The sequence below is a fragment of the Achromobacter sp. GD03932 genome, from assembly GCF_029839485.1.
Taxonomy (GTDB): Bacteria; Pseudomonadota; Gammaproteobacteria; order Burkholderiales; family Burkholderiaceae_B; genus Achromobacter; species Achromobacter bronchisepticus_A.
In genome coordinates, this window is record NZ_JAOCAT010000010.1 from 169,577 (window position 1) to 196,539 (window position 26,963).

Annotated in this window: 24 protein-coding genes; 13 read left to right on the forward strand and 11 right to left on the reverse strand. The window is 57.7% G+C overall.

From position 1 onward, the window contains the following. Positions 1 to 204: 204 nt before the first annotated feature. From N5C88_RS12145 to wecB, 8 genes are all read left to right on the forward strand, one after another. Complete coding sequence (locus tag N5C88_RS12145) at positions 205 to 1,023, forward strand: ABC transporter permease (RefSeq protein WP_280015366.1); 819 nt, start codon at positions 205 to 207, stop codon at positions 1,021 to 1,023. Next, on the forward strand, positions 1,013 to 2,305 hold the full coding sequence (locus N5C88_RS12150; protein ID WP_280015367.1) for an ABC transporter ATP-binding protein: 1,293 nt from the start codon (positions 1,013 to 1,015) through the stop codon (positions 2,303 to 2,305). The genes N5C88_RS12145 and N5C88_RS12150 overlap by 11 nt, the downstream gene beginning before the upstream one ends. Before the next feature lie 120 nt (positions 2,306 to 2,425). Continuing rightward, positions 2,426 to 3,736, forward strand: a complete 1,311-nt coding sequence (locus N5C88_RS12155) for a glycosyltransferase family 2 protein (protein WP_280015368.1) — start codon at positions 2,426 to 2,428, stop codon at positions 3,734 to 3,736. Positions 3,737 to 3,854: 118 nt separating this feature from the next. Then, on the forward strand, positions 3,855 to 4,400 hold the full coding sequence (gene rfbC / locus N5C88_RS12160) for a dTDP-4-dehydrorhamnose 3,5-epimerase (RefSeq protein WP_280015387.1): 546 nt from the start codon (positions 3,855 to 3,857) through the stop codon (positions 4,398 to 4,400). Positions 4,401 to 4,705: 305 nt separating this feature from the next. Next, positions 4,706 to 7,993: a methyltransferase domain-containing protein gene (locus tag N5C88_RS12165; protein ID WP_280015369.1), complete on the forward strand. Its 3,288-nt coding sequence runs from the start codon at positions 4,706 to 4,708 to the stop codon at positions 7,991 to 7,993. Positions 7,994 to 8,043: 50 nt separating this feature from the next. Continuing rightward, a complete protein-coding gene (locus tag N5C88_RS12170) occupies positions 8,044 to 10,224 on the forward strand; it encodes a glycosyltransferase (RefSeq protein WP_280015370.1) in 2,181 nt (726 codons plus the stop codon). A gap of 12 nt (positions 10,225 to 10,236) precedes the next feature. Beyond that, positions 10,237 to 11,568, forward strand: coding sequence for a glycosyltransferase (locus tag N5C88_RS12175; protein WP_280015371.1), 1,332 nt, complete (start codon positions 10,237 to 10,239; stop codon positions 11,566 to 11,568). 69 nt (positions 11,569 to 11,637) lie between these two features. Then, positions 11,638 to 12,759, forward strand: coding sequence for a UDP-N-acetylglucosamine 2-epimerase (non-hydrolyzing) (gene wecB, locus N5C88_RS12180; RefSeq protein ID WP_280015372.1), 1,122 nt, complete (start codon positions 11,638 to 11,640; stop codon positions 12,757 to 12,759). Positions 12,760 to 12,869: 110 nt separating this feature from the next. Here the strand turns inward: wecB and N5C88_RS12185 are convergent, their stop codons facing one another. Continuing rightward, positions 12,870 to 13,553 (reverse strand): hypothetical protein, encoded by a 684-nt coding sequence (locus N5C88_RS12185; RefSeq protein WP_280015373.1) that lies wholly within the window; start codon positions 13,551 to 13,553, stop codon positions 12,870 to 12,872. 54 nt (positions 13,554 to 13,607) lie between these two features. Between N5C88_RS12185 and N5C88_RS12190 the strand changes: the two genes are divergently transcribed. Both N5C88_RS12190 and N5C88_RS12195 read left to right on the forward strand, forming a co-directional pair. After that, complete coding sequence (locus N5C88_RS12190; RefSeq protein WP_280015374.1) at positions 13,608 to 13,892, forward strand: hypothetical protein; 285 nt, start codon at positions 13,608 to 13,610, stop codon at positions 13,890 to 13,892. A 24-nt stretch (positions 13,893 to 13,916) separates the two neighbouring features. Beyond that, positions 13,917 to 15,101: an acyltransferase gene (locus N5C88_RS12195; RefSeq protein WP_280015375.1), complete on the forward strand. Its 1,185-nt coding sequence runs from the start codon at positions 13,917 to 13,919 to the stop codon at positions 15,099 to 15,101. A 94-nt stretch (positions 15,102 to 15,195) separates the two neighbouring features. On the opposite strand, the gene rfbA is transcribed toward N5C88_RS12195, so the two are convergent. The 5 genes from rfbA to N5C88_RS12220 all read right to left on the reverse strand — a co-directional run bounded on the left by rfbA (position 15,196) and on the right by N5C88_RS12220 (position 19,806). Next, on the reverse strand, positions 15,196 to 16,077 hold the full coding sequence (gene rfbA / locus N5C88_RS12200) for a glucose-1-phosphate thymidylyltransferase RfbA (protein WP_280015376.1): 882 nt from the start codon (positions 16,075 to 16,077) through the stop codon (positions 15,196 to 15,198). Continuing rightward, positions 16,074 to 16,970 (reverse strand): dTDP-4-dehydrorhamnose reductase, encoded by an 897-nt coding sequence (rfbD, locus tag N5C88_RS12205; protein ID WP_280015377.1) that lies wholly within the window; start codon positions 16,968 to 16,970, stop codon positions 16,074 to 16,076. Before rfbD ends, rfbA begins: the two co-directional genes overlap by 4 nt. 8 nt (positions 16,971 to 16,978) lie before the next feature. Further along, the gene (locus N5C88_RS12210) at positions 16,979 to 17,941 is read right to left on the reverse strand and encodes a glycosyltransferase family 2 protein (protein ID WP_280015378.1); all 963 of its coding nucleotides are present in this window, start codon (positions 17,939 to 17,941) and stop codon (positions 16,979 to 16,981) included. A gap of 66 nt (positions 17,942 to 18,007) precedes the next feature. Next, positions 18,008 to 19,069 (reverse strand): dTDP-glucose 4,6-dehydratase, encoded by a 1,062-nt coding sequence (gene rfbB, locus N5C88_RS12215; protein ID WP_280015379.1) that lies wholly within the window; start codon positions 19,067 to 19,069, stop codon positions 18,008 to 18,010. Between the two features lie 176 nt (positions 19,070 to 19,245). Then, the gene (locus N5C88_RS12220) at positions 19,246 to 19,806 is read right to left on the reverse strand and encodes a cob(I)yrinic acid a,c-diamide adenosyltransferase (RefSeq protein ID WP_280015380.1); all 561 of its coding nucleotides are present in this window, start codon (positions 19,804 to 19,806) and stop codon (positions 19,246 to 19,248) included. 201 nt (positions 19,807 to 20,007) lie between these two features. Here N5C88_RS12220 and N5C88_RS12225 point away from each other — a divergent pair, with 201 nt between their 5' ends. After that, positions 20,008 to 20,313, forward strand: a complete 306-nt coding sequence (locus N5C88_RS12225; RefSeq protein ID WP_059374168.1) for a copper-binding protein — start codon at positions 20,008 to 20,010, stop codon at positions 20,311 to 20,313. Between the two features lie 118 nt (positions 20,314 to 20,431). On the opposite strand, the gene hslU is transcribed toward N5C88_RS12225, so the two are convergent. The 5 genes from hslU to N5C88_RS12250 all read right to left on the reverse strand — a co-directional run bounded on the left by hslU (position 20,432) and on the right by N5C88_RS12250 (position 25,133). Beyond that, on the reverse strand, positions 20,432 to 21,766 hold the full coding sequence (gene hslU / locus N5C88_RS12230) for an ATP-dependent protease ATPase subunit HslU (protein ID WP_059374110.1): 1,335 nt from the start codon (positions 21,764 to 21,766) through the stop codon (positions 20,432 to 20,434). Positions 21,767 to 21,839: 73 nt separating this feature from the next. Next, positions 21,840 to 22,379, reverse strand: a complete 540-nt coding sequence (gene hslV / locus N5C88_RS12235; protein ID WP_013396837.1) for an ATP-dependent protease subunit HslV — start codon at positions 22,377 to 22,379, stop codon at positions 21,840 to 21,842. A gap of 148 nt (positions 22,380 to 22,527) precedes the next feature. Continuing rightward, positions 22,528 to 22,992, reverse strand: a complete 465-nt coding sequence (gene dksA / locus N5C88_RS12240; RefSeq protein WP_006389752.1) for an RNA polymerase-binding protein DksA — start codon at positions 22,990 to 22,992, stop codon at positions 22,528 to 22,530. A 126-nt stretch (positions 22,993 to 23,118) separates the two neighbouring features. Continuing rightward, positions 23,119 to 24,237, reverse strand: coding sequence for a GTP-binding protein (locus tag N5C88_RS12245; RefSeq protein WP_054457043.1), 1,119 nt, complete (start codon positions 24,235 to 24,237; stop codon positions 23,119 to 23,121). 389 nt (positions 24,238 to 24,626) lie between these two features. Further along, positions 24,627 to 25,133: a Fur family transcriptional regulator gene (locus N5C88_RS12250; RefSeq protein ID WP_118933502.1), complete on the reverse strand. Its 507-nt coding sequence runs from the start codon at positions 25,131 to 25,133 to the stop codon at positions 24,627 to 24,629. 330 nt (positions 25,134 to 25,463) lie between these two features. On the opposite strand from N5C88_RS12250, the gene N5C88_RS12255 reads away from it, so the two are divergent. Together N5C88_RS12255 and N5C88_RS12260 are read left to right on the forward strand one after the other, a co-directional pair. Beyond that, positions 25,464 to 26,183, forward strand: a complete 720-nt coding sequence (locus N5C88_RS12255; RefSeq protein ID WP_118933501.1) for an ABC transporter ATP-binding protein — start codon at positions 25,464 to 25,466, stop codon at positions 26,181 to 26,183. After that, positions 26,180 to 26,963 (forward strand): metal ABC transporter permease (locus tag N5C88_RS12260; protein WP_280015381.1); only part of this gene is annotated, 784 nt, incomplete at its 3' end. The genes N5C88_RS12255 and N5C88_RS12260, both read left to right, overlap by 4 nt.

Here is a 26,963-nt window from a genome sequence, read left to right on the forward strand (position 1 = left end):
TGGTGGCGGCCGCGTGTCCGCGGAAATTCTTGAGAAATAGCGCATGACCCTGCCAGAGACATATACCGATAGCATGCGCGCCTGCGTCATGCCGGGTTGTCCTTGTTCGGCATCCGAATCCCGAGTTCACTTGCGCTATCTGTCGTGGCCCATCGGTACGATGGGTGGGCGTCGCGCTGTGGCATCAATGGAGGTATTTCCACAATGAGGCAGTTTCCGAGCAGTCCGCTTGCGCTTGTGTCGAGCGGGGTGCGTAACGGAGGTTTGATCGTCGCTTCAATCAAGCGAGAAGTGATTGGGCGCTATAAAGGCTCCGTCATGGGATTGATGTGGTCGTTCATCAACCCCATCATCATGCTTGCGATCTACACCTTTGTGTTCAGTGTCGTCTTTAAAGCACGATGGAATACTGGCAGTGACTCGCGGACCGAGTTTGCCTTGGTATTGTTTTTGGGCCTGATCGTCTTCAACCTTTTTGCCGAATGTTTTAACAAGGCGTCTGGATTGATTGTTGGTAATCCAAATTTCGTCAAGAAGGTAGTATTTCCGCTGGAAATTCTCCCCTGGATTACGCTAGGTGCCGCTCTGTTCCATACGTTGATAAGCTTGGTGGTATGGCTGCTGGCATACATGGTCCTATTCGGGGTGCCTCACCTGACCACGCTTTATGTGCCTCTGATCCTGGTGCCGTTTTGCCTTTTTATCTTGGGACTGTGCTGGATATTGGCATCTCTGGGTGTGTACTTGCGTGATGTGTCCCAGTTTATCGGAATCATGACGACCGTGGTGATGTTCATGTCGCCCATATTTTATCCGCCCCAACAATTGCCTGAGCCATACCGTCACTTGCTGTACCTGAATCCGCTTACTTTCATTGTCGAGCAAATGCGCGCAGTAGCCTTTTTCGGTAACCCGCCGGATCCGTTGGGATTGGCGCTATATGCTGCTGCGGCGGCAGTGTTTGCATGGCTGGCATTCGCGTGGTTCCAGAAGACCAGGAAGGGGTTTGCTGATGTCCTCTGAGACTTCGATATCGGTATCCAATGTCAGCAAGTGCTATCACGTCTATGAACGTCCGCGCGATCGTCTTTTGCAAATGTTGGCGCGTGGTCGTAAGCAGTTCTTTAGGGAATTCTGGGCGCTGAAGGATATCTCGTTCGAGATAAAGAAAGGCGAGGTGATCGGCATCGTTGGCCGCAACGGCTCCGGCAAGTCGACCCTTTTGCAGCTTATTTGCGGCACCTTGAATCAGAGTTCGGGTGAAGTATCTACCGCCGGACGGGTTGCCGCGCTGCTTGAGTTGGGCTCAGGCTTTAATCCCGAGTTTACGGGGCGCGAGAATGTCTTCCTCAATGGCGCAATCCTGGGTCTGACTCGTCAAGAGATTGCTTCCAAGATGGATCGCATTCTCGCCTTCGCGGAAATCGGCGATTTCATTGATCAGCCGGTCAAGACTTATTCCAGCGGAATGTATGTCCGATTGGCGTTTGCCATCCAGGCCAATATCGATCCGGATATTCTGATCGTCGATGAAGCCTTGGCGGTTGGGGATGCCTATTTCACCCATCGGTGCATGTTGCGCTTTGAGCAGTTGCGGGAACGTGGAACTACGATTCTCTTCGTATCTCATGACGCGAATGCGGTGAGGTCGTTGTGCGAGAAATGCATCTGGTTGGAAAACGGTCAAATGGTCGCTTTCGATACGGCATCGAAGGTGGTCGACCGTTACTTGGCGGCGCTTTTCGGGTATGAACAGGGCGAGGCCCAAACGCCTGCGACTCAGGTGGAAGATCAGCCTGCTCTTATCAGTCCAGCAGTGGGCATCGAACGGGAAATTCCCAATATCGATCGGCGTATCGGGGATGGTATCTGTTCGATTATCGGTGTAGGTCTTTACGACGAAGAGATGCGTCCGGCGCAGACAGTCATCCATGGTTCTCGAGTCGTTCTTCGGTTTAGTATCAGAAATGAGTCTATGGAAGCAGGTGCGAAGATCATTGCAGGTTATATTTTTCGTACTCAGAAAGGCATAGAGCTGGCCAGCACGAATAGCGATGTCGAGAAGGCGACTGTGAATGTTGGAGGGGTGGGTAGCATTACGACGGTAACGTTCACTGTCGATTTGCCTCTGCTACATCCCGGCTCTTACGCATTCAGTCCTGCAGTCGCCTACCGTTCCGAGCTGGGTGATATAAAAATGGCAGACCGCGTAGAAAATGCCATTGTTTTCATGGTGTCATCAGAGAGACAGGTGCACGCGATGATGAATTTGCCGACCACCGTTTCGGCGATGTGCGGCGAATGATTGTCAGAATCAGGCCGCCAGCTGTGTCCAGCGCACGAAGGAAATTTCAGGCGTTGTTCGCGTGGCGGGATTTTTAAAGGTTGTGTGTTCGCAACTCGCCGAACAATAGCAGGGGCATTTATGAGTAGCCATCCATCCAAGACTGACATTCACGCTTCCATCATTGTTTTGGCGTACAACAATCTCGAAGAGACCACGGCGCCTTGCCTGGAGTCGATACTCGAGCATACCGATCTGATTCGCCACGAATTGATCGTTGTCGATAATGCTTCCAGTGATGGTACGGCCGAGTATCTGCGCCAGTTTCAATCGAAGCATCCGTATGTTCGGCTGTGCTTGAACGATGTAAACAAGGGATACGCCGGCGGCAACAACGACGGCATGCGGCTCTCCAATGGACGCATCCTTGTCTTGCTGAATAACGATACGCTTGTGGGGCCGGGCTGGCTGGAGCCGTTGGTAGAGGTGCTGGATAAGGATCCCGGTGTTGGAATGGTCGGTCCTGTAACCAACTCTGCTGGCAATGAGCAACGAGTCGTGCTGTCAGAAGTCACTCAAGACACCTTCGTGCCAGCTACCATCTCTTATCTGACCCTACAAAGCGGCATCTATTCCGAAACGGAGAAATTGGGATTTTTCTGCGTGGCCATACGTCGGGATGTCATTGACAAGATCGGGATGTTGGACGAAGCCTTCGGCATCGGCATGTTCGAAGACGATGACCTCTGCGTGCGGGCGCGAAAGGCCGATTATCGACTGCTGATCGCGGAAGGCTCTTTCGTATATCACAAGGGTAGTGTCTCTTTCAGCAAGTTGGGGGCTGAAAAATATCAGGGTTTGTTTTTCAAGAACCTCGCCTATTTCTTTGAGAAGCACAACATAGCGTGGACTTACACGGATATTGCCATCGCTGCATGGAGACGACTTAAACAGGACATGCGGAGCGCGATGTCGGGAGATGCGGCCGCGACTGCCAGGGTGAACAGTAGGGCTTCACTGATGGACGAAACCTTGAGTCAGGCGCGACGCCAGGAAGAGACTGCCTTGCAGTCGTCGTCTACTGACCTGTCCAATCGGATTGCCGCGAAGAAGCACGCTGAACTGATGGCAATATCAGATTGGGCAACGTCGCTCAAAGAGGAAAACGCAAAGCTGTTGCACGAGCACGGTCAACTGATGGAAATGTCGGATTGGGCAGCGTCGCTCAAAGAGGAGAACGCAAAGCTATTGCGGAAGCATGCCGAACTGATGGAGATGTCAGATTGGGCAACGTCGCTCAAGGAGGAGAATGCAAAGCTGTTGCGTGTGCTGGACGAGCAGGGACAAGTGCTCGAAAGTACTGCGCCGACAGCCGCCCCCGGGGTGCTGCCCGCCGCTCGCGCGTTGGCGCGCGCGGTGAAAGGCAGTCTCAAACAGCTCATCCGCGGATAACCGAGCCGTGCTTTAGCGCCATGGCTTGGAGCTCATGGCGACGGGCAGCATCTTTGGAAAAATGCGGCCAAGCCGCGGCCATTGTCTGCTTGAATGTGTTGAAGAACGAGATGCTTATATGAATATTATTCAAACCGAAATACCTGAAGTCCTACTTGTCGAGCCCCGCGTTTTTGGCGATGAGAGGGGATTTTTCTTTGAGAGTTTTAATAGTCGAAGTTTCAATACTGCGGTAGGCCGGGATGTCAATTTCGTTCAAGACAATCACTCTCGCTCCGCACAAGGAGTGCTCAGAGGCCTGCACTATCAGATCGCTCAACCGCAAGGTAAGCTGGTGCGGGTGGTAACGGGATCAGTATTCGACGTTGCGGTCGATATGCGCAAGGGCTCTCCCACGTTCGGAAAGTGGGTAGGTGAGGTTTTGAGCGCGGACAACAAGCGGATGTTGTGGGTCCCTGAGGGCTTTGCGCATGGCTTTCTGGTGCTATCCGAGACTGCGGACTTCTTGTACAAGACCACGGATTTCTATGCACCGCAGCATGAACGCTGCGTGATCTGGAACGATCCTACATTGGCGATAGATTGGCCTGCCGATGTGGTGCCTCGTTTGTCGAAAAAGGATGAACTGGGCGTCAAGTTCGTGGAAGCGGATGCGTTCGCCTGACACCTGGTCATTGTGCTTGCTGTGATGTGCGGTCCCTAAAGGTTTTTTTTCTGACCAAATTATCAGTGTCTCCTGGTTGCACTCGTCTTGACCATCAGTGAGCAACTGACTGGAAGTAAAAGGCACTTTTTGCCTTTCGCATGTTTGTGCCCGAGATCAACCATGGCTATTCATCTTTCCCGTAGGTGGCGGTGCGAATTTCCACTTGACGCTTGTATGACGTGCCGTCGCGCCCGGTGGAACGGGCGAGAATTCCATTTGAATAGCAGTTTTATAGAGGTATAGCGATGTGTAATGCCTGGTGCATGGATTGGGGAAAGGAAGCCTTGCCGCACGTCAAGAAGGGGGCGCGCGTGTTGGAGGTGGGATCTCGCGACGTGAATGGAACTTTGCGGACGATCTTCGCTGATCCGCAGAGCGAGTACGTGGGTATCGATATTTTCGAAGGCCCCGGGGTCGACCTCGTATTGGATGCTTCGCGCATTGTCGGCCAATTCGGAACGGAAGCCTTCGATGTTGTGCTCTCCACAGAGATGCTGGAGCATTGCTACGATTGGCAAGGCGCGCTGTACCAGATGGCTGCCACCTTGCGGGAGGGGGGCATACTTGTGCTGACGACTCGCTCCCCTGGATTCGAGCTACATGATTATCCCGCCGATCATTGGCGCTTCTCGCACCAGGACTTTGTCGACATTTTTTCGCCCTTGGGCGAGTTGATCGCCGTCGGCGACGATATGACGTTGGGCTGGCCCTGCGGTGTCGGCGTGATCGTTCGTCGTACCTGCTCGGCGGAAGAGCTTCAAGCCTGGGTAAAGCGCCTGCGGGAATTTCCCGTGTACTCAATGGAAGAAGAGGCGCGTAGCCAGGAAGTCGAAGCGCGTAGCAGCACGGACTCCCCCACCGCTGATTCCATGGTCTTTGATCAATACAGCCGCTATCAAGGTTGTGTGCGCATTCTGCGCGATGCTGGTCTACAACCGGGTGCTACGGTGCTGGACGTCGGCAGCGGGCCCGAATGTCTGCTCGGTTCTTTCCTTGGAGAAGCAACCATCACGTATGTCGATCCGTTGCTGGCGGGTAAGGATGGCCCGCATCGTATCAGCGGTGACGTGTTCACCCAGCGCCTGGATGATTGCAAGTTTGATTACGTGTGTGCGGTGGATGTGTTGGAGCACGTTCCCGCGCAACACCGCGAAGCGTTCTTGGATCGACTGACTGAATTGGCCGACAAGGCAGTGCTTGTGGGTTTTCCGCCAGAAGAGGGTGGCTATGCCCGCGAGACGGATGACATGGTCAACTCGGAGTACGAGCGGATCCATGGCAGTGTTTACAGCTGGTTGGCGGAACACTATCACTACGGCCTTCCTGTGGCGGCGTCGATCAACGAGCACTTCGCCCGAAACGGGTTTCCAACAACCTCCGTGGGCCATGGCCACGTGCCCTGGTTGAAGCGCCTGCTCTCCAAAGTGATTTGCTATTGGGACGTACAGCCGCTCAAGCCGGAGGTTCTGGATGTCTCGAAGAGCTTCAACGAGGACCTGGCTCCCTATGACTTTGCTCCGCCACACTACAGAATCTTCGTCCTTGCGTCGAAGTCGGGGACACCGATCAAGTTGCCCGACTACCAGCCATCGCCGGAACTGCAGGCAGTTCTGGATTCCAAATTCGAATCGTTGGCTTCCGCTTTGGACGATATGATTCTTAAGAGAGCTGTGGGGCTGCTCAAGCACCAAGAACAGGAGTTGGCGTCTGCCAAGTCAGACGCACATACCGCTTCGCTCTGGGGAGTGCGGGCGACTGAAGAAATCAAAACTCGCGATGATGAGATCCGCCGCCTGCAATCTGAACTCAGTCGCATGGCCGAGTGGGGCGGGGAGGCGAATGAAGAAATCAAAAGTCGCGACGATGAGATTCGCCGCCTGCAATCCGACGTCGGCCGTATGAACGAGTGGGAGGGCGGGGTAAAGGAAGAGATCAAAAATCGTGACGATGAGATTCGTCGTCTGCAATCCGACATCAGCCGTGTAACCCAATGGGGGGGGGAAGTGAATGAAGGGGTCAGAAGTCGTGACGATGAGATCCGTCGCCTGCAATCCGAGGTCGGTCGTATGAGTGAGTGGGGCGGGGGAATGAACGAAGAGATCAGAATTCGCGACGATGATATCCGTCGCTTGCAATCCGACGTCAATCGCATGACAGAGTGGGGGAAATCGCTGGAGATCCAGCTCGCGCAACGAGACGCTGCACTCGAAAAAGCCCATGCGGAAATGGAGGACTATACCCGTGTGAATCAACGGGGGAGCGTTCGCATGGGTGTGCGTCTTATCAAAGCGGCTGCACGGCGCCATTTGGCGGCATCGCCGGTTGGCGACGTCGTACGCAGCGTCCGTAGCTACAAGGCGAGACGGCAGTCTCGTACCAATGTCGACGCGATTACCCAATCCTTGAAGCGGAACAATGGCCGTCTTTTGCTGGTGTTTCCAATTATCACATGGGACTTCCGTTGGCAGCGGCCCCAGCATTTCGTGACGCGGTTGCGCGATAACGGATATTCGGCGTGCTATTTGGCGATGTCGATGACCCCTTTAGGTAGAAAATTCGCCTCGCCTGCGGAAGCTGCGGCCATGCTGAGCCTGAATGAGCTGGACAGGGACGTAGCCCAGGTATGGTTGCATACCAAGGATCCAATCAATATCTATACCGACACCCTGGCTGGCGACGATCTCGACAACGTCGTGGCAGGCTTGTCCGAGTTGATACGTGATACCAAACCCAAATCCATCCACTACCTGCTCCAGTTTCCTGGATGGTGGCCGGTCGCCCAACAGCTCAAAGAAAAATTCGGCGGCAAGATAGTCTTTGATTGCATGGATGACCACGCGGGATTCAGTACGAATACGGCACAGGCGCTGAAGGTTGAACAAACCCTCATCGAGGCCGCAGATCTGGTCATAGCGTCCTCGGCATTGCTGGAAGATCGATGCCATTTGCTGAACCCGCGTACTGTTCAGATTAAAAACGGGACCGAGTTCCAACACTTTGCGCAACCCGTGCGTAATGGCTTGCTCGAAGCCTACAGTGATAAGCCCATTGTGGGATATTACGGTGCAATATCGGATTGGTTTGACACTGAACTTATCGCACATTGCGCCCGGGCAAAGCCAGATTGGAATTTCGTGCTCATCGGGGCCACCGCGGGAGCAGACCTGAATCCCCTCCAAGGGTTGCCGAACGTTCATCTGTGCGGGGAGAAACCGTATGTCGACCTTCCCGGATATCTGGCGTACTTCGACGTTTGCACGATTCCATTCAAGTTGGTACCCCTGACTCTCGCCACCAACCCGGTCAAGTTCTATGAATATATGAGCGCGGGTAAGCCGGTCGTTTCCATCGATCTACCCGAGCTGGCTGCTTATGCAGATGATTGCTATCTGGCTCACAATGCGCGTGAATTCATCGAGCAGCTGGAAAAGGCCATGGAACAGCGGCAAGATGAAGAGAAAATCAGGCGGCGTATTGAGCTTGCCAAGGAAAACTCATGGGACGCTCGGGTAAAATCACTGCTGAAGACCGCCGCTTTTTCCAAGCCGTGATGCTAGTGTTTTTACCCTGGCAAGTACTTTCCAATTTATTGTGAAGACCCATGGACGCATCCATCGTCGTTCTGACTTATAACAATCTAAACGAAACTACAGCTCCTTGCCTTGAATCGATCATCGCGAACACGGACCTGACACGTAACGAGTTGATCGTTGTTGACAACGCGTCCGCTGACGGCACGCGTGAGTATTTGCTGGAATTTCAACGCAAGTACCCATTCATCCATCTTCGCTTGAATGAAACGAATAAGGGTTACGCTGGGGGGAACAACGACGGCATGAAAATGGCGCGGGGCGAAGTGGTCGTTTTGCTCAATAACGACACGTTGGTGCCTCCTGGATGGCTTCCTCGCTTGACCCGGCTGTTCACTGAAAATAAGCAGATCGGACTGATCGGTCCGGTAACGAACTCGGCCGGCAACGAGCAGAGGCTCGAACTCGACGGGGTCAACGAAAACACCTACGAAGAAATAACTTCGGCATATATCCAGCGTCACCAAGGAGTTTGGTTTGCAACCGAGCGCCTTGGATTCTATTGCGTTGCGGTTCACCGGCGAGTTATAGAAAAGATCGGATATCTGGACGAAGGTTTTGGCCTGGGCATGTTCGAAGACGATGACTATTGCGTACGAGCCAGGCGCGCGGGTTTTGTCTTGGCCGTAATTGAAGACTGCTTCGTCTATCACAAGGGTAGTGTGTCTTTCGGCAAATTAGCTACCCAAAAATACAAGGCCTTGTTTGAGCGAAACAAAGCCTTGTACACAAAAAAACACGACGTCACGTGGTCGTTTTCGGAAATCGCACTAAGCTATTGGGAAAAACTGGATAAAGACCTCAGAGTCATGTTTGAAGGTCCCCGGACTCCGGAAGCTGTGGCGGCGCTGGAGCGAATTGAGTTGCGGTGGGAAAACTTTCGTCACCTACTTGTGCAAGTTCATTCCGCTGAAGTATCAAATCAGATTTCCGGCGGACAGCCACCTGCTGTGCTGGCTCGTTCCAAATGGCAGACCAGGTGGTTCAACTTTCGTCGGAACGTCTTGCGCGGAACTTGGCGTGAGAGGGTTCGCTATGGACGATATATAGCATCGCGCTTGGCGATTCGAGCCGGTGTCAAGGGAGCGGAATCCGACCCATCGAAGGAGTTGATGGAGAAGGTAAGGCGGACGCTGGGAAATTTGGAACAGCGGCGTGTGGTGATTTTTCCCGCGACCATTGATTACTCCTATATGCGGCAGCGCCCGCAGAGTTTGGCGAAGGCATTCGCCGACATGGGATTTCTCGTCATATATGGCACGCTCAATCACACAACAGACAAGGTCAAGGACATAGAGGAGGTCTCCCCTGGATTGTTCGTAGTGCAGGAATGGGATATTTTCCCGTTGCTGCCGCATATCCTTGAGCCTGGAAACGTAATTTATTATTGCCTCTGGCCAAACAATCTTCGGCATGTGGAATACCTGCCATATTCCAGGCTTGTGTATGACTACATGGATGATTTGTGCTTGCTCGATTTGCCTTCAGAGCAAGTAGAGGCCATGCACGATGAAATGCTGCAACGTGCGGACCTCATAACCGTCTCGGCGCAGCGTTTGTACGATACCTTGCCGGCGGATCGTCGGGATGCAGCGTTGATACTGCCCAATGCTGTTGGCGAAGAGTTCATTGCTGCCTTGGCGGTGCCGCAGGCCGTGCCTGAAGCTCTCAAGGATTTTGAGCGGCGCCCGGTGAGCGGCTATTACGGAGCATTGGCGCCGTGGATCGACTTCGAACTGTTGGAGCACCTCGCCGATAGTCTGCCCGATCATGTCCTCGTTATAATTGGTCCCGTACTCGACGGCGCCGATGAGAGCCTAAATTCACTTTGCACTCGGGCCAACGTACGCCATTTCCCGGCGATGGAACAATTGGATTTGGTGCCATACCTGCAGCGTTTCGATCTTTGCCTCATTCCCTTCGTAGTCAATCAGATCACCAACTCCGTCTCGCCTGTCAAACTCTATGAGTACTTGGCGGCTGGCAAACCGGTTATCGCGACTGCAACAGAGGAGTGTGGTCGGATCCCATTCGTGAAGATCGCGGTCGATAAAGATGATTTTGTGACGTTGGTGCGTAGCTCCTCTCTACTGGAGGCCGAGGCGGCTGAGAGTCGCGCTTACGCAGCTTCGCACACCTGGTCGGCACGCGCCGCTGAGGTGGCGAGCCGGCTGAAATTGGATTCGTACTAGGGCGGAAACATCGTGCTCGGAAAACTCAAGGCTTTGGCCAGCTTTGCACTGAGCGATCCGAAACTGACGCTTCGTTTGTTGACTTGGCGGCGTGTGCGCAATGCCTTTGCGGCGCTCTTCGGCCAGCAAGGCAACATGGGGCAGCTCGTAACGCGTTACGAGGCGATCTACCGGCCAGACGCCGGCGGTGAAACCGTAACCGACTGGGGGCTGCCCGCCGCGGCGGGAGACGTCTTTTTCTTCTCCGTCATAGACTGGGACTTCCGGTTCCAGCGGCCCCAACATCTCGCGTTGGGACTGGCAAGTCAAGGATATCGGGTCATCTATATCTGCCCGACGCCCCTTGTGGCTGGGGGGAAGCGCGATTACGTCGTTCTGAAGAGTCCTGCGCCAGGGCTTTTTGTAGTGCAAATCTCCTCTGGAAAATTCCGCCTGCCCGACTTGCATCAGAGTGATATCACCGAGCAGGAGGCACGGGGTTTCTTGCAGTCCCTGCATTCTCTGTTCAACGATATGGGTGCCAAAACGGCGTCCGCAATTGTGGAGCACCCGGCCTGGTATCCCGTCGTGAGTTGCCATTCCTGGCGCAGTCTTGTATATGACTGTCTGGATCAGCACGCAGGATTCGGAGGGGCCGCGTCAGACCGATTGGCGACGGTGGAGCGAGCATTGGTTCAACGCGCGACGTGCAATGTTGCCAGTTCGCAAGCGTTGTTGAACAGACTCCAAGAGTACGGAGGGGATGCTAGCGAATACATGCTTATCCGCAACGGCTGCGAATTTGACAGATTCGCGGCGGTGAGCCGAGAGCAACGTAGCGCGATGCCCGTTATCGGCTATGTTGGAGCAATCTCCGAGTGGTTTGATTTTGACCTGCTGCTCGCTGTTGCCGAAGGAAATCCGAAATGGACCTTTGTTTTGGTCGGGGCCTCGGTTGGGGCTGAAGAAAAGAAAGCGAATCTTCCTTCGAATGTGAAACTTGTCGGCGAAATCCCCTACGGCGATGTCCCTGGGATGCTATCGACCTTCGATGTTTGCGTGATTCCGTTTATCCTCTCTCCACTAACCATCGCTACCAATCCCGTCAAGCTTTACGAATATTTGGCCGCAGGTTGCCCTATTGTTGCCACGCCACTGCCGGAATTGGCTGGCCTCGAAGCGTTAGGTGTGTGCTGTGCGGAGAACGCGTCGGCGTTTGCAGAAGCAATCGAAAAATTGCTTCCCTACGCTCGTGATGCGGAATCGGTGGCGCGGCGCCGAGAATGGGCCGCGCAGCATGGTTGGTCGAGGAGGAGTACTTCGCTTGCGCAAGCGCTTGAAGTCGGCGGTGGCCGCCGGCACTGAGATGGTCAAGATGCTTTAGAATCTCGTAAAAATGACTGAGTTCCCAAAAATTATAAAGTTGAGCATCAAATGAAGATACTAGTTGTGTTCGGCACGCGTCCAGAGGCCATCAAGATGGCTCCCGTCGTGCACGCTTTTCAGGCCGATTCAGGCTTTGAGTGCAGAGTTTGCGTGACCGGACAGCACCGCCATATGCTCGATCAGGTGCTTTCGTTGTTTGAGATCAAGCCGAATTATGACCTGAATATCATGCGACCCAATCAGGATATAACCGACGTCACTTCGTCGATTCTGCTGGGCTTGCGTGAGGTTTTTTCCCAATTCAAGCCGGACTATGTCCTGGTGCATGGAGATACCGCTACGACGCTAGCTGCGTCGCTTGCGGCCTACTATCATCGAATTCCGGTCGGTCACGTTGAAGCCGGTTTGCGAACCGGAAATTTGTATTCGCCGTGGCCGGAAGAGGGAAATCGAAAAATTACCGGGGCGCTTGCGAAATTGCATTTCGCTCCGACCGGGCTGTCGCGTGACAACCTTCTGCGCGAGGGCGTCGCCGAAGAAAACGTAGAAGTCACCGGAAATACGGTGATTGACGCCCTTCTTTGGGTAAAAGAAAAGCTGGAATCAGATCCCGAGATTCGGCTGCAGGCATCGGCCGGATATGAGTACTTATCGCCAGACCGAAAAATTGTCCTGATTACAGGTCATCGCCGAGAGAGTTTTGGCGACGGTTTCGAGCGGATTTGCACGGCGATCCAGCGGTCGGCTAGCGAGTTTCCCGAGGTGGACTTCGTCTATCCAGTCCATATGAATCCAAATGTCAGGGAGCCCGTCCAGAGGATCCTGAGCCGACTGCGGAACGTGCACATCGTGGAGCCCATCGACTATCTACCCTTTGTTCATTTGATGAATCAGTCCCACATCATCTTGACGGACTCGGGAGGAATTCAGGAGGAAGCGCCATCGCTTGGCAAGCCTGTACTGGTCATGCGCGATACTACGGAGCGGCCAGAGGCGGTCCAAGCAGGCACGGTACGTCTCGTGGGAACGGATGTCGAAGCCATTGTCGGCGGTATACGGCTGCTGCTGACGGATGCAGACGTCTACGCCAGCATGAGTCAAGCCCATAACCCGTATGGCGATGGAAAGGCGTGCTCGCGTATCCTCAATCGATTGAAAATGGCTGATTGAAGGCGACAGGCCAATAGCGGGGAACCAAGGTGCTGCGGCAATGGTATCCCCGCTTGTCTCTGATTGCTCGATGCGCTCGCCGTAAATAATCGGCGATCATGTGTACTAGATTACTCTATCCTCGGACATTCACGAGCCAGAAACTGCTTCAATTCATCGGGTGTTCCGAGTACGTGCACGGTAGAAACCGGCACGTCTTGAATAGAAATATTCAATCCCTTGTCGATCAGATGATTGTACAAAGGGGCAACATATTTCTCCCCTTTTACCAAATTGTCGGCATTGCTGAAATAGTCGTTATAGGCCTTTTCATAGTCCGCGGCCTTGGCAAACCAATATAAGCCAATCGATGCGTGATCGGAGATTCGCGTTTTCTCCGTTACGCGTGTCGCCCATTGCTGGTCGGACAATTCTACAAAGCTCCAATGATCCCCGGGTGCGGAAAAACAGGGTATCCAACCATCGGACTGCGGGCGGATATCGGTTGGCTGTAGCGCCTTCGGCTCGACAAATGTATCTATGTTGTAGATCAGGAGAGGCTGGTCTTTTCGCCAAATATCACTTGCCTGCATTGCGGTTGTTGCTTGTCCATCAGTGACTGCCGAGAGTTCGATAATGTGAAAATCCTGTATGTCCAAGGCTGCGCAGCGGGTGCGCACATAGTCAGCGGAGGCGTTGGATTCCAGGGTTACAAAGATAATCCGACTCTCAGGAGCCGCAAGTTTGCAGAGAGGTTGGTGCAGGAGGGCGGCGCGGGGATGTACACCGAAGCTATCAACGTCGCCATCACACAATTAGCCACTGAGCCACGCGATACTACACTCTTGTTTCCCCAATGGGGCTATTGGATGGGTGCCCTTACCGCTATCGGGCCAAGGCTGCCCATGTTTGAAGCGCCAACGCTGGAAAGGATGAAGGAGAGACTAAATACAGATCCAGAATTGATGCCGCGTCAGAGCTTCGTGTTGGCGCTCGGTACGGCAGATCTGGACGCCAACGACGAAATCAGTCGTCAGAAAATCGAGCGGTTCGCGGAAGCGGCGCGCCTCCGAGTGGAAAGCATTGTTCCTTGTCATGGCCGCAGTGGTCATGAGCGTATCTGGCTTGTCAAGATGAAGAGGATTGGCGCCTAAGAGGGCCCGTCGATAAGGAACGTCATGTCTAGCGTCTTATTACCCAAATCGAATAACTTTAATGCGGTGCGTTTGCTCGCCGCGCTCTTGGTTATCTATGCCCACAGCTACGCATTTACAGGTCAGGCGGAATGGGTCGCCCGGAAGTCTGGGGTGACTCATGCTGGTGAGCTAAGCGTGGTAGTGTTCTTTTTTATTAGTGGAGCGTTGATTACCAAAAGTCTGGACAGCAGTCGCAGTATTGGTGGTTACGCAGTTAAACGCGTGATGCGGATTTATCCCGCATTGATACTATGTTGTTTCTTGGTGCCCTATGTTTTTTCTTGGATGTTTGGTGGAGCGAAGTTCACCGAAATCTTGGCTAGCAAGGATGCGTTAAATTATTTTATTACAAACTCTCTGGGTGTTTGGAATCTGTATTTTGTGCCAGGGATATTTGAAAATCACCCTGAAAAGGCGTTGAATGGATCGTTATGGTCCATAACGCTGGAATTGCGCCTGTATCTTGCTCTAGGAGTGCTTTCGCTGTTGGGGTTGATGAAAGACAAAAGCATGCAATGTTTGGTTTTTTTGTTCTTGATCCTATGTCTTGCACTCATCCCTGATAAGGTGCCGCTGCTGGGTAATAACCCCGCGCTCTACGGCACGCCGGCTTACCCCGCGTTTTCCATCATTTTTCTAATTGGGGGTCTCTTTTACGTCCTCGAAGACAAGATCGAGTTCCGCCCTGTCGCGATGATCATCTTCTTTGCCGTATTGATGCTCTGGGCGCACAAGGCTGGCTTCGTGGATTTGAAGCGTTTTGTAATTTTCGGCCTCTCAATAGCTGTCGCGATGTGGCTGGCTACGCTAGGTCCTTTGATCAAGCGCCTGCCGATCACGCATGACTATTCCTACGGCGTCTATCTTTACGGATGGCCCAGCCAGCAAATCGCGTATTCCATTTTGGTGGATTTCCAAGTGCGTCCTACGGCGATTGCCGTGACGGCAATTGCAATGCCCCTTGCGCTTTTGCTGGCCGCGCTATCTTGGCATTTGCTGGAAAAGCCTAGCCTGAACTTTGGTCACCGTTTTGCGCGTCGACTCGATGATGCACGGCTTCGCTTTAAATTGCGTTCCGGGTCAGCACAGGCTGCGGCGGCGGGAACTGCCGATGCCAATCTTGAGGGCGGGTATGCGGCGACCAGCCCACAGGCTGCACGGCGCTAAACAGACGGGGCGCTTGACCGTCTCCGCCGGTTAAGCGAAAGGTTGGCCTTGGGGGCTGGCGCAGTAGCCATGTCGGTTGCTGCCCCGGCTTCGCTTAGTAAACTTTCTCGACGAGCAAGCGTTGCAGATACTTGCCGTAGCCGTTCTTGGCTAACGGTTCCGCTAATGTCTCCAGCTGTTCAGGCGTAATCCATCCATTGCGGAATGCGATTTCTTCCGGGCATGAGACTTTCAAGCCTTGGCGGTTCTCCAGAGTGGAGATGAACTGGCTGGCTTCGAGCAACGATTCATGGGTGCCGGTATCGAGCCAGGCATAGCCGCGGCCCATGATTTCGACATTCAGTTTGCCTTGGCCGAGGTAGACTCGATTCAGATCGGTAATCTCGAGTTCGCCGCGGGCCGATGGCTTGATTTGCTTGGCGATTTCGACCACGTCCTTGTCGTAGAAATACAGGCCCGTGACCGCGTAGTTGGATTTAGGTTTGGCCGGCTTTTCTTCGAGGGACAGGACAGTCCCGCTGTTGTCGAATTCCGCAACACCATAGCGTTCGGGGTCGTGTACGTGATAGGCGAACACGCTGGCGCCGTCGGCGCGGGCGCCGGCATTGGCCAGTAGTTGGTGGAAGTCGTGGCCGTAAAAGATATTGTCCCCAAGCACGAGTGCGGACAGGTCATTGCCGAGGAATGATTCTCCGATGAGAAAGGCTTGAGCCAGGCCATCGGGGGACGGCTGGACGGCATACTGGAGAGCCAGGCCCCACTGCGACCCGTCGCCGAGCAGCTGCTGGAAGCGGGGAGTGTCCTGGGGGGTCGAAATAATGAGAATGTCCCGGATCCCCGAGAGCATCAGGGTGCTTAAGGGGTAGTAAATCATCGGTTTGTCAAAAACCGGCAGCAATTGCTTGCTGATTGCTAGGGTGGCTGGGTGCAGCCGGGTACCGGACCCCCCAGCCAGGATAATACCTTTGCGTTTCATGTCGAAAGTTCCGTAGACGTAAGTTGGTCCACTGTGCGGTCGACGTGGACCGTCCAATGAGGTAACTGTAGTTTCAAGGGGGACGCCAATGCGCTGGTGTTCAGTCTAGAGTTCTTGGGTCGGACAGCCGGGACCGGATACTCCTCGGTCGTAATGGGTTTGATGTGGTCCCGGTCGGTCTTTAGCTTCACACCATTGCGCCACGCGCGATCCACGACATGCGATGCCAAACCGTGCCATGTCGTGTCGCCGGAAGCGGTCAGGTGATAAATGCCGCAGGCCAGGCGGCCCTGCAGCCACCCTGCGATGGCCAGTGCCGTGACATCAGCAATGAGTTCGGCGGAAGTCGGAGCGCCATGCTGATCGGCAACGATACTCAATGCATCGCGCTCCTTGGCCAGGCGGAGGATAGTCTTGATGAAGTTGCCACCATGCGCCGAGAATACCCAACTGGTGCGCAGCATCAGGGCATTGCAGCCGCTCGCTAGGATGGCCGATTCGCCCGCCAGCTTGGTGCGGCCATACACGCTTTGCGGGTTGGTCTGATCATCCACGTCGTAGGGACCGTTCTTGGTGCCGTCAAATACGTAGTCCGTGGAGTAATGCACTAGCAATGCCTGCTTTTCCTGAGCGTAGCTGGCAAGCACAGCAACTGCGTCAGCGTTGACCCGGCGGGCGACATCTTGATGTGTTTCGGCCTTGTCTACCGCTGTATAGGCCGCAGCATTGACGATGATGTCGGGCATTTGCGCTTCCAGTAAGCGGCCCAGGCTGTCTGGATCTTCAAAGTTGGCGTCTCCGCGGCCAGAGGCGTGGACGTCGCCGAGCGCCAGCAGAGTTCGCTGCAACTCGTGACCAACTTGGCCGTCTTTACCCAGCAGTAGAATTTTCATGGCTACCTTCAAATCCGGTTGGATATTGCAGCGGCGAGCAACCCCAGATTTCCCAAGGCCGTCTGGCGATAGACGCCCGAGCATTTGAGTCCGATGATGCGGGGCAGAAGGCTGCGTTGGCGAGCTTTGACAAAACGCTCATAGATCTTGCGGTTGACGGGCGTCAGCCTGGGTAGCAACGGCGCCAGCGCAACGATATGTTGGTCGGTCCAGGTCTTCAAACGACCGCGGAACAACAGCCGGATCCTTTGCAGCCGTGCAAACAATCCAGTATTGGCGCCGATGAGGTTGCCGCCATGCTGACGATACTTTAGTGACGGTTGACTGTCATAGTGAACACGACCGCCACAGGCGCTGATTGCGATGTACATCCACCAGTCATGGGCGACGACATCAAGGCCGGCGCCGGCCTCCAGCAGTAAGGTGCGCGCCGCATTATTGATTACCATCGTATTGCCACCCGCTACATTCTGTACAAGCGCATTGGCAAAAGAAGGCGGTCGTTTGAACAACGGCGAATAGCCGAGCGAACGGCCCGCTTCATCTATGAGTTCGGTGCGCGTACAGTAGAGCGCCGGCACGTCTTCGGGTATTTGGCGCAGCCAATCCGCGGCCCGCTGCAGTTTGTCAGCGTGCCAGATATCGTCCTGGTCGGAAAGCGCGTAATAATCGGCGGCAAGCTCCGGGCTGCACAGCAACGACATGAAATTCGCAACGAAACCCTTGCGCGGGCCGGCGAGTATCATCAGTTGGCCGCACGCCCAGCGGCGTTGGTAGTCCTCAAGCACCCGTGGCGTGGCGTCGGAAGAGCCATCATCGGACGCCCAGACGATCCAGTCGGAATGAGTCTGTGCGGCGAATGAGTCCAGTTGCTCTGGCAGGTACGTTTCACCCTGGTACGTGCACAGAAGGATAGCAATCCGCTCATTCACCTGCTCGTCCGTGCGGATAGGTTGTTGGCTAATTGGCAATGCGGAAACTCGACTTATCGTGATGGGCGGTGCGCGGTGTGTCGTGGTTATGCGAACGCCGATCCGTCAGGTTGCGTATTGCGTGCTGATCCAGTCGCGATAGGTGCCGCTGGTGATACCGGCCACCCATTGCTGGTTCTCCAAATACCACGTTACGGTTTTGCGGATGCCGGTTTCGAAGGTCTCCGCGGGTTTCCAGCCCAACTCGCGCTCAAGACGCGACGCATCGATGGCGTAGCGTTGATCGTGGCCGGGCCGGTCCTTCACGAACGTTATCTGATTCTTATAAGGCTGGCCATCAGCCCGGGGGCTGAGTTCGTCCAGCAAGGCGCAGAGGGTGCGGACGACTTCCAGGTTGGTCTTTTCGTTCCAGCCGCCCACATTATAAGTTTCGCCCAACTGTCCGGCGGCAAGGACGCGGCGTATCGCTGAGCAGTGGTCCTTCACATACAGCCAGTCACGGATCTGCTGACCGTCCCCATAGATTGGCAGCGGTTTGCCGGCGAGAGCGTTGTGGATGACCAGCGGAATCAACTTCTCGGGAAAGTGATAAGGGCCGTAATTGTTTGAGCAATTGGTGGTCAGCACCGGCAAACCGTAGGTATGGTGATAGGCACGCACCAAGTGGTCGCTGGCGGCCTTGCTGGCCGAGTACGGGCTGTTGGGTTCGTAGCGGTTGGTCTCGCTGAAGGCGGGATCGTCTTTTTCCAGGGAGCCGTAGACTTCATCGGTGGACACATGCAGGAAGCGGAACGCGGCGCGTTCATCGTCCGGCAGACCGTTCCAATATGCGCGCACGGCTTCGAGCAAGTGGAAGGTGCCCACGATGTTGGTCTGGATGAATTCACCGGGACCATGGATCGAGCGGTCGACATGCGATTCAGCGGCGAAATTCAGAACGGCGCGGGGCTTGTGTTCGGCAAGCAGGCGGCTGACCAGCTCAAAGTCTCCGATATCGCCCTGGACCAGCTTGTGAGCGGCATTGTCCTTGAGCGAAGCAAGGTTTTCGGGGTTGCCCGCGTAGGTGAGCTTGTCCAATGTCACGACGGGTTCACTGCTTTGCTGGAACCAGTCGAGTACAAAATTGGAGCCGATAAACCCTGCTCCGCCGGTAACAATGATACTCATTCTTGTCTAGTCCTTGAGCTTTGAGCGTGCATGCAAACCCGCTAATTAACCCTCAATTATGCCGCAAGTGCTTTAGCCCGACCTAAAAAATGAAACAAACCATGGGGTGAAATAGAGACGTTCCAGGTACGCCTCCAGCGATGGCCAGAATTTCATCTTGCATTTCATCTCATGAGTTACGTGGTCTTACGCGCATTGGGGCCGGCCCAGAACACATCAGCCGTTCCCCGTGCGCGATTAATGCAGCGCGCCAGGACAAAGAGCAGATCCGACAGCCGGTTCAAGTATTGCCGCACCGGCGGGTGCACCAGATCGACCCGCGCCAGTGCCACCACGGCCCGTTCGGCCCGGCGGCAGACCGTGCGCGCCACATGCGCCTGCGCCGAACCGCGCGAACCGCCGGGCAGGATGAATTCGCGCAGAGGCGGCAAGGCCGCGTTGTAGTGGGCCAGGCGCGCGTCCAGGCGGGCGATGTGCTCGTCCGTCAGGGCGGTGTGACCGGGGATGCAAAGTTCCGCGCCCATGTCGAAAAGGTCATGCTGGATGGCCAGCAGATCTGCGGATATCTCGGCGGGCAGATCCTCGGTCAGCAATACGCCGATTCCGCTGTTCAGTTCGTCGACGTCGCCGATGGCCGCGATGCGCGGGGCGTCCTTGGGCGTGCGGGATCCGTCCCCCAGACCCGTGGTGCCGTCGTCTCCCGTGCGGGTGGCGATGACGGATAAGCGGTTGGCCATGGGAGCTCCTGAAAAGAGTGACGAAAGGTAGGGGTTTTGCGTCCAGCCATGTATCGGGGCGGCGCGGCCCGCGTATTCCGCAATCAACTGTCAGAATTGTTGCGTCAGGGCGGGGGAACTGTTGCACGAGGGCGGTATCCTAGCACTATGGAAAGCGGGGACGCCGGTTCCGCGCTTTCCCTGCAATCGGAGGATATCTGCATGATTTTTGACCGCAAGTATGCAATGCCCATGGCCGCCGCGGCGGCGGTGGCCGTCGTCACGCTGGCCGCGCCGCTGGCGTTCGCGCAGCAGGCCGAGGCCAGCGGGGAAGTGCGGCGGGTGGATCCGGCCGGCGGCAAGGTCACGATCAAGCATGACGCCATCAAGGCGCTGGACCTGCCCGCGATGACGCTGGTCTATGAAGCCGATCCGGCGCTGCTGGCCAAGATCAAGGCGGGTGACAAGGTGCGCTTCACGGCGGTCCGCAAGGACGGCAAGTACATCGTGACCGCGATCAGCAACTAGCGTTCCGGTAGGTGCCGCGTCCAGGCCGGGCCTGCCGCCCGGCAAAAGAAAACGCCGTCCGCAGCGCCAGGCTGCGGACGGCGTTTTGCTGGCGGCGCGCAAGGCGCGGCCGCGGGGACTACAGCACGTAGCGCGCCAGGTCCTGGCTGCTGGCGGCTTCCGCCAGTTGCGCGTTGACGTAGGCGGCGTCGATCTTGACGTTCTTGTCGCTGCTGGCGGTGGCGTCGAAGGACAGCTCGTCCAGCAGTTTCTCCATCACCGTGTACAGGCGGCGCGCGCCGATGTTCTCGGTGGTTTCGTTGACTTCGAAGGCCAGCTCCGCCAGGCGGCGCACGCCTTCTTCGGTGAACTCCAGCTGCAGGTCCTCGGTCGCCATCAGCGCCGTGTACTGCTTGGTCAGCGAGGCATCCGTGTCGGACAGGATGCGCACGAAGTCCTCGGCGGTAAGCGATTCCAGTTCGACGCGGATCGGGAAACGGCCCTGCAGTTCAGGGATCAGGTCCGAGGGGCGCGACAGGTGGAAGGCGCCGGACGCGATGAACAGGATGTGGTCGGTGCGGACCATGCCGTAGCGCGTGTTGACGGTGGTGCCTTCGACCAGCGGCAGCAGGTCGCGCTGCACGCCCTGGCGCGAGACGTCCGCGCCGCCAGATTCCTGGCGGGCCGCGATCTTGTCGATTTCGTCCAGGAAGACGATGCCGTTCTGCTCGACGTTGTTGATCGCCACGGTGCGCAGGTCTTCTTCGTTGACGCGCTTGGCGGCTTCTTCGTCGACGATCAGCTTGAAGGCTTCGCGCACCTTCATCTTCTTGGGCTTCTTCTTGTCGCGCGCCATGCCGGCGAACATGCCGCGCAGCTGTTCGGCCATTTCTTCCATGCCGGGAGGCGTCATGACGTCCATCTGCGGCACGGCCTGGGCAACTTCGATCTCGATTTCGAGGTCGTCGATCTTGCCTTCGCGCAGGCGCTTGCGGAAGGTCTGGCGGGCGCTGTTGTCCTCGCCGCGTTCCGGTTCGCCGGAGGCGCCGCGCGGGGGCGGCACCAGGGCGTCCAGGATGCGGTCTTCGGCGGCGTCTTCCGCTTGCGTGCGCACGCGGCGCATTTCCAGTTCGCGGGTCTGCTTGATGGAGTATTCGGTCAGGTCGCGGATGATGGTGTCGACGTCGCGGCCCACGTAGCCCACTTCGGTGAACTTGGTGGCTTCGATCTTGATGAAGGGCGCGTTGGCCAGCTTGGCCAGGCGGCGCGCGATTTCGGTCTTGCCCACGCCGGTGGGGCCGATCATGAGGATGTTCTTGGGGTGGATCTCGTGGCGCAGGGGTTCGGCGACCTGCTGGCGGCGCCAGCGGTTACGCAGCGCCACGGCCACGGCGCGCTTGGCGCGGTTCTGGCCGACGATGTACTTGTCGAGTTCGGAGACGATCTCTCCGGGCGTCATGTTGGATGCGGACATGAGGGCGGATCCTTGAAGCTAGGGCAGGCTGGGGTGGCGGCCGCGGCGCGACGGGCGCGCCGCGTGGCGGGCGTCAGTCGCCCAGCGTTTCGATGACGTGGTTCTGGTTGGTGTAGATGCAGAGGTCGCCGGCGATTTCCAGCGATTGCTTGACGACGGCTTCCGGCGAAAGCTCGGTGTTGCGCAGCAGCGCCAGGGCGGCCGACTGGGCGTAGGCGCCGCCGGAGCCGATGGCGGCCAGGCCGTGTTCCGGTTCGAGCACGTCGCCGTTGCCGGTCAGCACCAGCGTGTGCTCGGCGTCGGCCACGATCAGCATGGCTTCCAGGCGGCGCAGGACGCGGTCGGTGCGCCAGTCGCGGGTCAGTTCGACCGCGGCGCGCATCAGGTTGCCCTGGTGTTTTTCCAGCTTGGCCTCGAAGCGCTCCTGCAAGGTGAACGCGTCGGCGGTGGCGCCGGCAAAGCCGGCCAGAATCTTGTCGTGGTACAGGCGGCGGATCTTGCGGGCGGTGCCCTTGATGACGATGTTGCCCAGGGTGACCTGGCCATCGCCGCCCAGTGCGACGCGGTTGCCGCGGCGCACGCACACGATGGTGGTGGCGTGAAATTGTTCCATGCGTTCCTTCCTATGAAGGGATTAGCTGGGGGCGATTGCGGGGAAATCAAGGCAGAACGCTTGCGTCCCCTTTGCGTGCCGGCCAAAGAAAAAGGCCATGCTGGAAACCAGCATAGCCTTTCAGCGTAGGGCCTGAATACGGGACGGATCAGTCGCCGTAGAGCTTCTGGCGCATCTCGCGGCGTTCCTGCGCTTCGAGCGACAGGGTGGCCGTGGGGCGGGCCAAGAGGCGCGGGATGCCGATGGGTTCGCCGGTTTCCTCACACCAGCCGTATTCGCCGCTGTCGATGCGGGCGATGGACTGTTGCACCTTCTTCAGCAGCTTGCGCTCGCGGTCGCGGGTGCGCAGCTCCAGGGCGTGTTCTTCCTCGATCGTGGCGCGGTCGGCGGGATCGGGCACGAACTGCGTTTCGCGCAGGTGCTCGGTGGTTTCGCCGGCGTTGGCCAGGATGTCCTGCTCGAGTTGTTTGAGCCGTTCCTTGAAGAACGCCAGTTGGCGTTCGTTCATATAGTCGGACTCGGGCATGGCCAGCAATTCCTTCTCGCTGGGCAGATCAATCGCCGTATCGCTCGTCGACTTGCTTGATTTCTTGGTTGCTGCCTTGGTAGCCATGAAAACACTCCACTATGAATCGATCCTGGCGCGGGCGTTCATTCCCGGTCCGTATTACTTGTTGCCTACGCTATTCGTACCTCACAGTACTGCCTTCGTCGCATCACGTCACGTCAGGAAGGGGGATTACCCCGCCAGGCACTGCTCCAAGCCCCGGGTGAAAATCTCCTGGGGCAGCTTACGGCCGATGAAAACCATCTTGGTGGACGGTTTTTCGGCTGCGGTCCACGGCTTGCCGGGTTCGGCGCCCATCATCATGTGCACACCCTGGAACAACATGCGGCGGTTGATGCCCTTCATGTACAGGATGCCCTTGTAGCGCATCAGGTCGGGGCCATAGACCTGCACCACGCCGCCCAGGAATTCCTCAAGGCGCGCGGGATCGAACGGCTTGTTGGAACGGAACACGAACGCGCCGATTTCGTCGTCGTGCTGGTGGTGGTGATGATGGTGGGCATGATTGCAATGCGCCCCGCAGTCGCCTTCGTGATCATGGTCGTGATCGTGGCCATGGTCATGTCCATGGTCGTGATCGTGGCCGTGGTCATGGGCGGCGTCGGGGTGCTCATCGGCCAGGAAATCCGGGTCGATGTCCAGAATGGAATTCAGGTTGAAGCCGCTGATGTCGATGATGGACTTCAGGTCGACTTCGCCGAAGTTGACCGGGGTGATCGGCGCGCGCGGGTTCATGTGAACCAGGCGGTGGCGCAGCGCTTCGTAGTCGACTTCGTTGACCAGGTCGCGCTTGGAGATCAGGATGCGGTCGGCGAAACCGACCTGCTTCTGGGCTTCGGGTTGGGCGTCGAGGGTGGCCATGCCGTGCTTGGCGTCGACCACCGTAACCACCGCGTCCAGGCGGTAGTACTCGGCAATGTCGTCATCCATGAAGAACGTCTGGCACACGGGGCCGGGGTTGGCCATGCCGGTCGTTTCGATGATGACGCGTTCGAAAGACAGTTCGCCGGCTTCGCGCTTGGCGCGCAGTTCGCCCAGCGTGCGCATCAGGTCGCCGCGCACGGTGCAGCAGACGCAGCCGTTGGACAGCTCGATGATTTCTTCGTCGCGGTCCTGCACCAGCAGGTCGTTGTCGATGCTTTCCGGCCCGAACTCGTTTTCGATGACCGCCACGCGGCGGCCATGGTATTCGGTCAGGATGCGTTTGAGCAGGGTGGTCTTGCCCGCACCGAGAAAGCCGGTGAGGATGGTGACGGGAACCATTTTGTCCAAACTGCGCGGGGTGTTCATGGCGAAGCTGCTAGCGTGAAGTCAAGGCGTTAAACAGGAACTCTCGGCGGGGATCGCAACCCTGTCTTGCAACGCCGTCTTGCGACGTTTGGACGGGGTTTCCCAGTCTTTGCCGGAGGATGTTTGCCGCAGGCTGCGTGGGCCGCCTGCAGCGGCCGGACGCAGGATTACAGCACAGTCGGGGGCAGGGGGCAAACCCAGGGTCAACCCTGGGGCCGTAGCCATCCAGATGGCGTCCGTACGCCGTCAAGTATCGGGCGATACCACTATTTGGGGGCGGTTTGCCCGATTTCAAGAGCGCGATGCGCGCATCCGGATGAAAACGTTCTGCGCGGGCTTGCGTCCGATGGCGGAGAAGTGGCGGGCGGGCTGCCTGCCGGCACTAGTTCTTAATGATGGTGGTGGCCGTGGCCGGCGTCCGCGGCGGGCTGCTTCTGCTGGCACTGGGGGCACAGCGCGCGGATTTCGGTTTCGTGCGTGGCCAGGGCATAGCCGGTCTGGGCGACTCGTTCGGCCAGTTGGCGGCTCATGGCGGGGTCGGACACTTCCGCGACCGCGCCGCAGCCCGTACAGACGACCAGCAGGTCGTGGGGCGCGCCGCCCGCGTCGTGGCAGGCGCTCCAGGCATTGACGGCGTCCAGGCGGTGGATCAGGCCCTCGTCCATCAGGAAGTCCAGGGCGCGGTACACGGTGGGGGGCGCGGCGCCCGGATGCACGGCGCGCATCGCATCCAGCAATTCATAGGCCTTCAGGCTGCGGCCGTGGCGCAGCAGCAGTTCCAGCACCTTGCGGCGGATGGGGGTAAGGCGGCGCCCGCGCTGCTCGCACAGCGCTTCGGCGACGCTGAGCTGGGCGCCGACGGTATCGCTGCGAGGGGGGCGGGACGGTGCGGACATGGCTGGCTTTATCTCTATGGAAAACGCGCGCGATGCGCGCGAGATGCCTGGAAGGTAGCAGAAAACATCCAGATGCGGGCGAACGCCGTGGAATCAAGCCGTTTGGTTATGATATAACATAATAAAACTGACTGTAGCCGCTATTCGCCTCCGCATTCTTTCCATGTCCCATTTCACGCTTTTGCCCCGGCGGCCCGAAGCCGCACCGCGGCAAGCTCCCCCGCCGCGTTCCGCCTTCCTGGTCTCCGCCTGGCGCCGCATGGCCGCCGCCCTAGCTGCCGCGGCCGCCTTGTGGGCCTTGACCGGGTGGGCGCTGGATTGGTGGGCGCGATGAACGCGCCGGTCACCATCGAACTGGCCGACGCGTCCTTTGGCTGGCATGGGCACGCCGCGCTCAAGTCGGTATCGGGGTGTTTCGCCGCGGGCGGCATGACCGCCGTGGTCGGTCCCAACGGCGCGGGCAAGTCCACCCTGATCAAGGGCATCATGGGCGTGCTGCGTCCCATGGCCGGCAGCGTGCGCATCGGCGGCGCGGGCCGTTCGGAGTTGGCCTGGCTGCCCCAGGCCGCCGAACTCGACCGTTCGTTCCCGGTGTCGGTGCTGGATCTGGTGGCCATGGGCGCCTGGCGCCGAGTGGGGGGATGGCGCCGGTATGCGAACCAGGAGCTCGAGCGCTGCATGGACGCGCTGGAGACCGTGGGCATGGCCGACGCGGCCGGACGCGGCGTGGACGCGCTGTCGGGCGGGCAGATGCAGCGCGCGCTGTTCGCGCGGATGCTGGTGCAGGATGCCCCCGTACTGTTGCTGGACGAACCCTTTGCCGCCGTGGACAGCCACACGGCCGACGACCTGATGGCCCTGCTTTGCGGCCTGCACGGCCAGGGCCGCACCGTGATCGCGGTGCTGCATGACCTGGATCTGGTGCGCGACCATTTCCCCGAATGCCTGCTCCTGTCCGGTTCGGTGGTGGCGTGGGGGGACACCGAACACACGCTGAACGACGCGCATCTGAAGCGGGCGCGGCAGTGGTTGGCGGAGGCCCGCGCATGAGCCTGGCGCAATGGGTCGTGTCGCCCTTCCTGGACTATGGCTTCATGCGGCGCGCGCTGGCCGGCGCCTGCGCCCTGTCGTTGGGCGCCGCGCCGCTGGGTGTGTTCCTGGTGCTGCGGCGCATGAGCCTGATGGGCGATGCCATGTCGCACGCCATCCTGCCCGGCGTGGCGGCGGGCTTTCTGCTGGCCGGTCTGTCGCTGGGCGCGATGATGCTGGGCGGCATCGTCACCGGGCTGGCCGTGGCGCTGCTGGCAGGACTGGTGGCACGCATGACGCCGCTGCGCGAGGACGCCAGTTTTGCCGCCTTCTATCTGATATCGCTGGGGCTGGGCGTGCTGCTGGTGTCACTGCGCGGCTCCAATATGGATCTGCTGCATGTGCTGTTCGGCACGGTGCTGGGGCTGGACGACGCGGCATTGCTGCTGGTGACGGCGACGGCCAGCGTGACTCTCTTGGCGCTGGCGGCGATCTACCGGCTGCTGGTGGCCGAATGCCTGGATCCGGGTTTCCTGCGCGCCAGCGGCGGCGGCGGGGGCTGGGTCCACATGGCTTTCCTGGTGCTGGTGGTGGTGAACCTGGTGGCGGGCTTTCAGGTGCTGGGCACGTTGATGGTGGTCGGCATCATGATGTTGCCGGCCGCCGCCGCGCGCTTCTGGGTCCGCTCCGCCGCCCGCCAGGTTCCGCTGGCCGCGGGCCTGGGCGTGGCGGCGTCCACGGCCGGTCTGCTCATTTCGTACCACTTCAACGTGCCGGCCTCGCCCGCCATCATCCTGGCGG

Coding starts and splice junctions, on each gene's coding strand:
- N5C88_RS12190 (WP_280015374.1), top strand. CDS start 13,608: ATGGGTGCCCTTACCGCTATCGGGCCAAGGCTGCCCATGTTTGAAGCG.
- rfbA (WP_280015376.1), bottom strand. CDS start 16,077: ATGAAACGCAAAGGTATTATCCTGGCTGGGGGGTCCGGTACCCGGCTG.
- wecB (WP_280015372.1), top strand. CDS start 11,638: ATGAAGATACTAGTTGTGTTCGGCACGCGTCCAGAGGCCATCAAGATG.
- rfbC (WP_280015387.1), top strand. CDS start 3,855: ATGAATATTATTCAAACCGAAATACCTGAAGTCCTACTTGTCGAGCCC.
- N5C88_RS12145 (WP_280015366.1), top strand. CDS start 205: ATGAGGCAGTTTCCGAGCAGTCCGCTTGCGCTTGTGTCGAGCGGGGTG.
- dksA (WP_006389752.1), bottom strand. CDS start 22,992: ATGGCTACCAAGGCAGCAACCAAGAAATCAAGCAAGTCGACGAGCGAT.
- N5C88_RS12245 (WP_054457043.1), bottom strand. CDS start 24,237: ATGAACACCCCGCGCAGTTTGGACAAAATGGTTCCCGTCACCATCCTC.
- N5C88_RS12150 (WP_280015367.1), top strand. CDS start 1,013: ATGTCCTCTGAGACTTCGATATCGGTATCCAATGTCAGCAAGTGCTAT.
- hslV (WP_013396837.1), bottom strand. CDS start 22,379: ATGGAACAATTTCACGCCACCACCATCGTGTGCGTGCGCCGCGGCAAC.
- N5C88_RS12155 (WP_280015368.1), top strand. CDS start 2,426: ATGAGTAGCCATCCATCCAAGACTGACATTCACGCTTCCATCATTGTT.
- N5C88_RS12250 (WP_118933502.1), bottom strand. CDS start 25,133: ATGTCCGCACCGTCCCGCCCCCCTCGCAGCGATACCGTCGGCGCCCAG.
- hslU (WP_059374110.1), bottom strand. CDS start 21,766: ATGTCCGCATCCAACATGACGCCCGGAGAGATCGTCTCCGAACTCGAC.
- N5C88_RS12220 (WP_280015380.1), bottom strand. CDS start 19,806: ATGGCCAACCGCTTATCCGTCATCGCCACCCGCACGGGAGACGACGGC.
- rfbD (WP_280015377.1), bottom strand. CDS start 16,970: ATGAAAATTCTACTGCTGGGTAAAGACGGCCAAGTTGGTCACGAGTTG.
- N5C88_RS12170 (WP_280015370.1), top strand. CDS start 8,044: ATGGACGCATCCATCGTCGTTCTGACTTATAACAATCTAAACGAAACT.
- rfbB (WP_280015379.1), bottom strand. CDS start 19,069: ATGAGTATCATTGTTACCGGCGGAGCAGGGTTTATCGGCTCCAATTTT.
- N5C88_RS12255 (WP_118933501.1), top strand. CDS start 25,464: ATGAACGCGCCGGTCACCATCGAACTGGCCGACGCGTCCTTTGGCTGG.
- N5C88_RS12225 (WP_059374168.1), top strand. CDS start 20,008: ATGATTTTTGACCGCAAGTATGCAATGCCCATGGCCGCCGCGGCGGCG.
- N5C88_RS12195 (WP_280015375.1), top strand. CDS start 13,917: ATGTCTAGCGTCTTATTACCCAAATCGAATAACTTTAATGCGGTGCGT.
- N5C88_RS12165 (WP_280015369.1), top strand. CDS start 4,706: ATGGATTGGGGAAAGGAAGCCTTGCCGCACGTCAAGAAGGGGGCGCGC.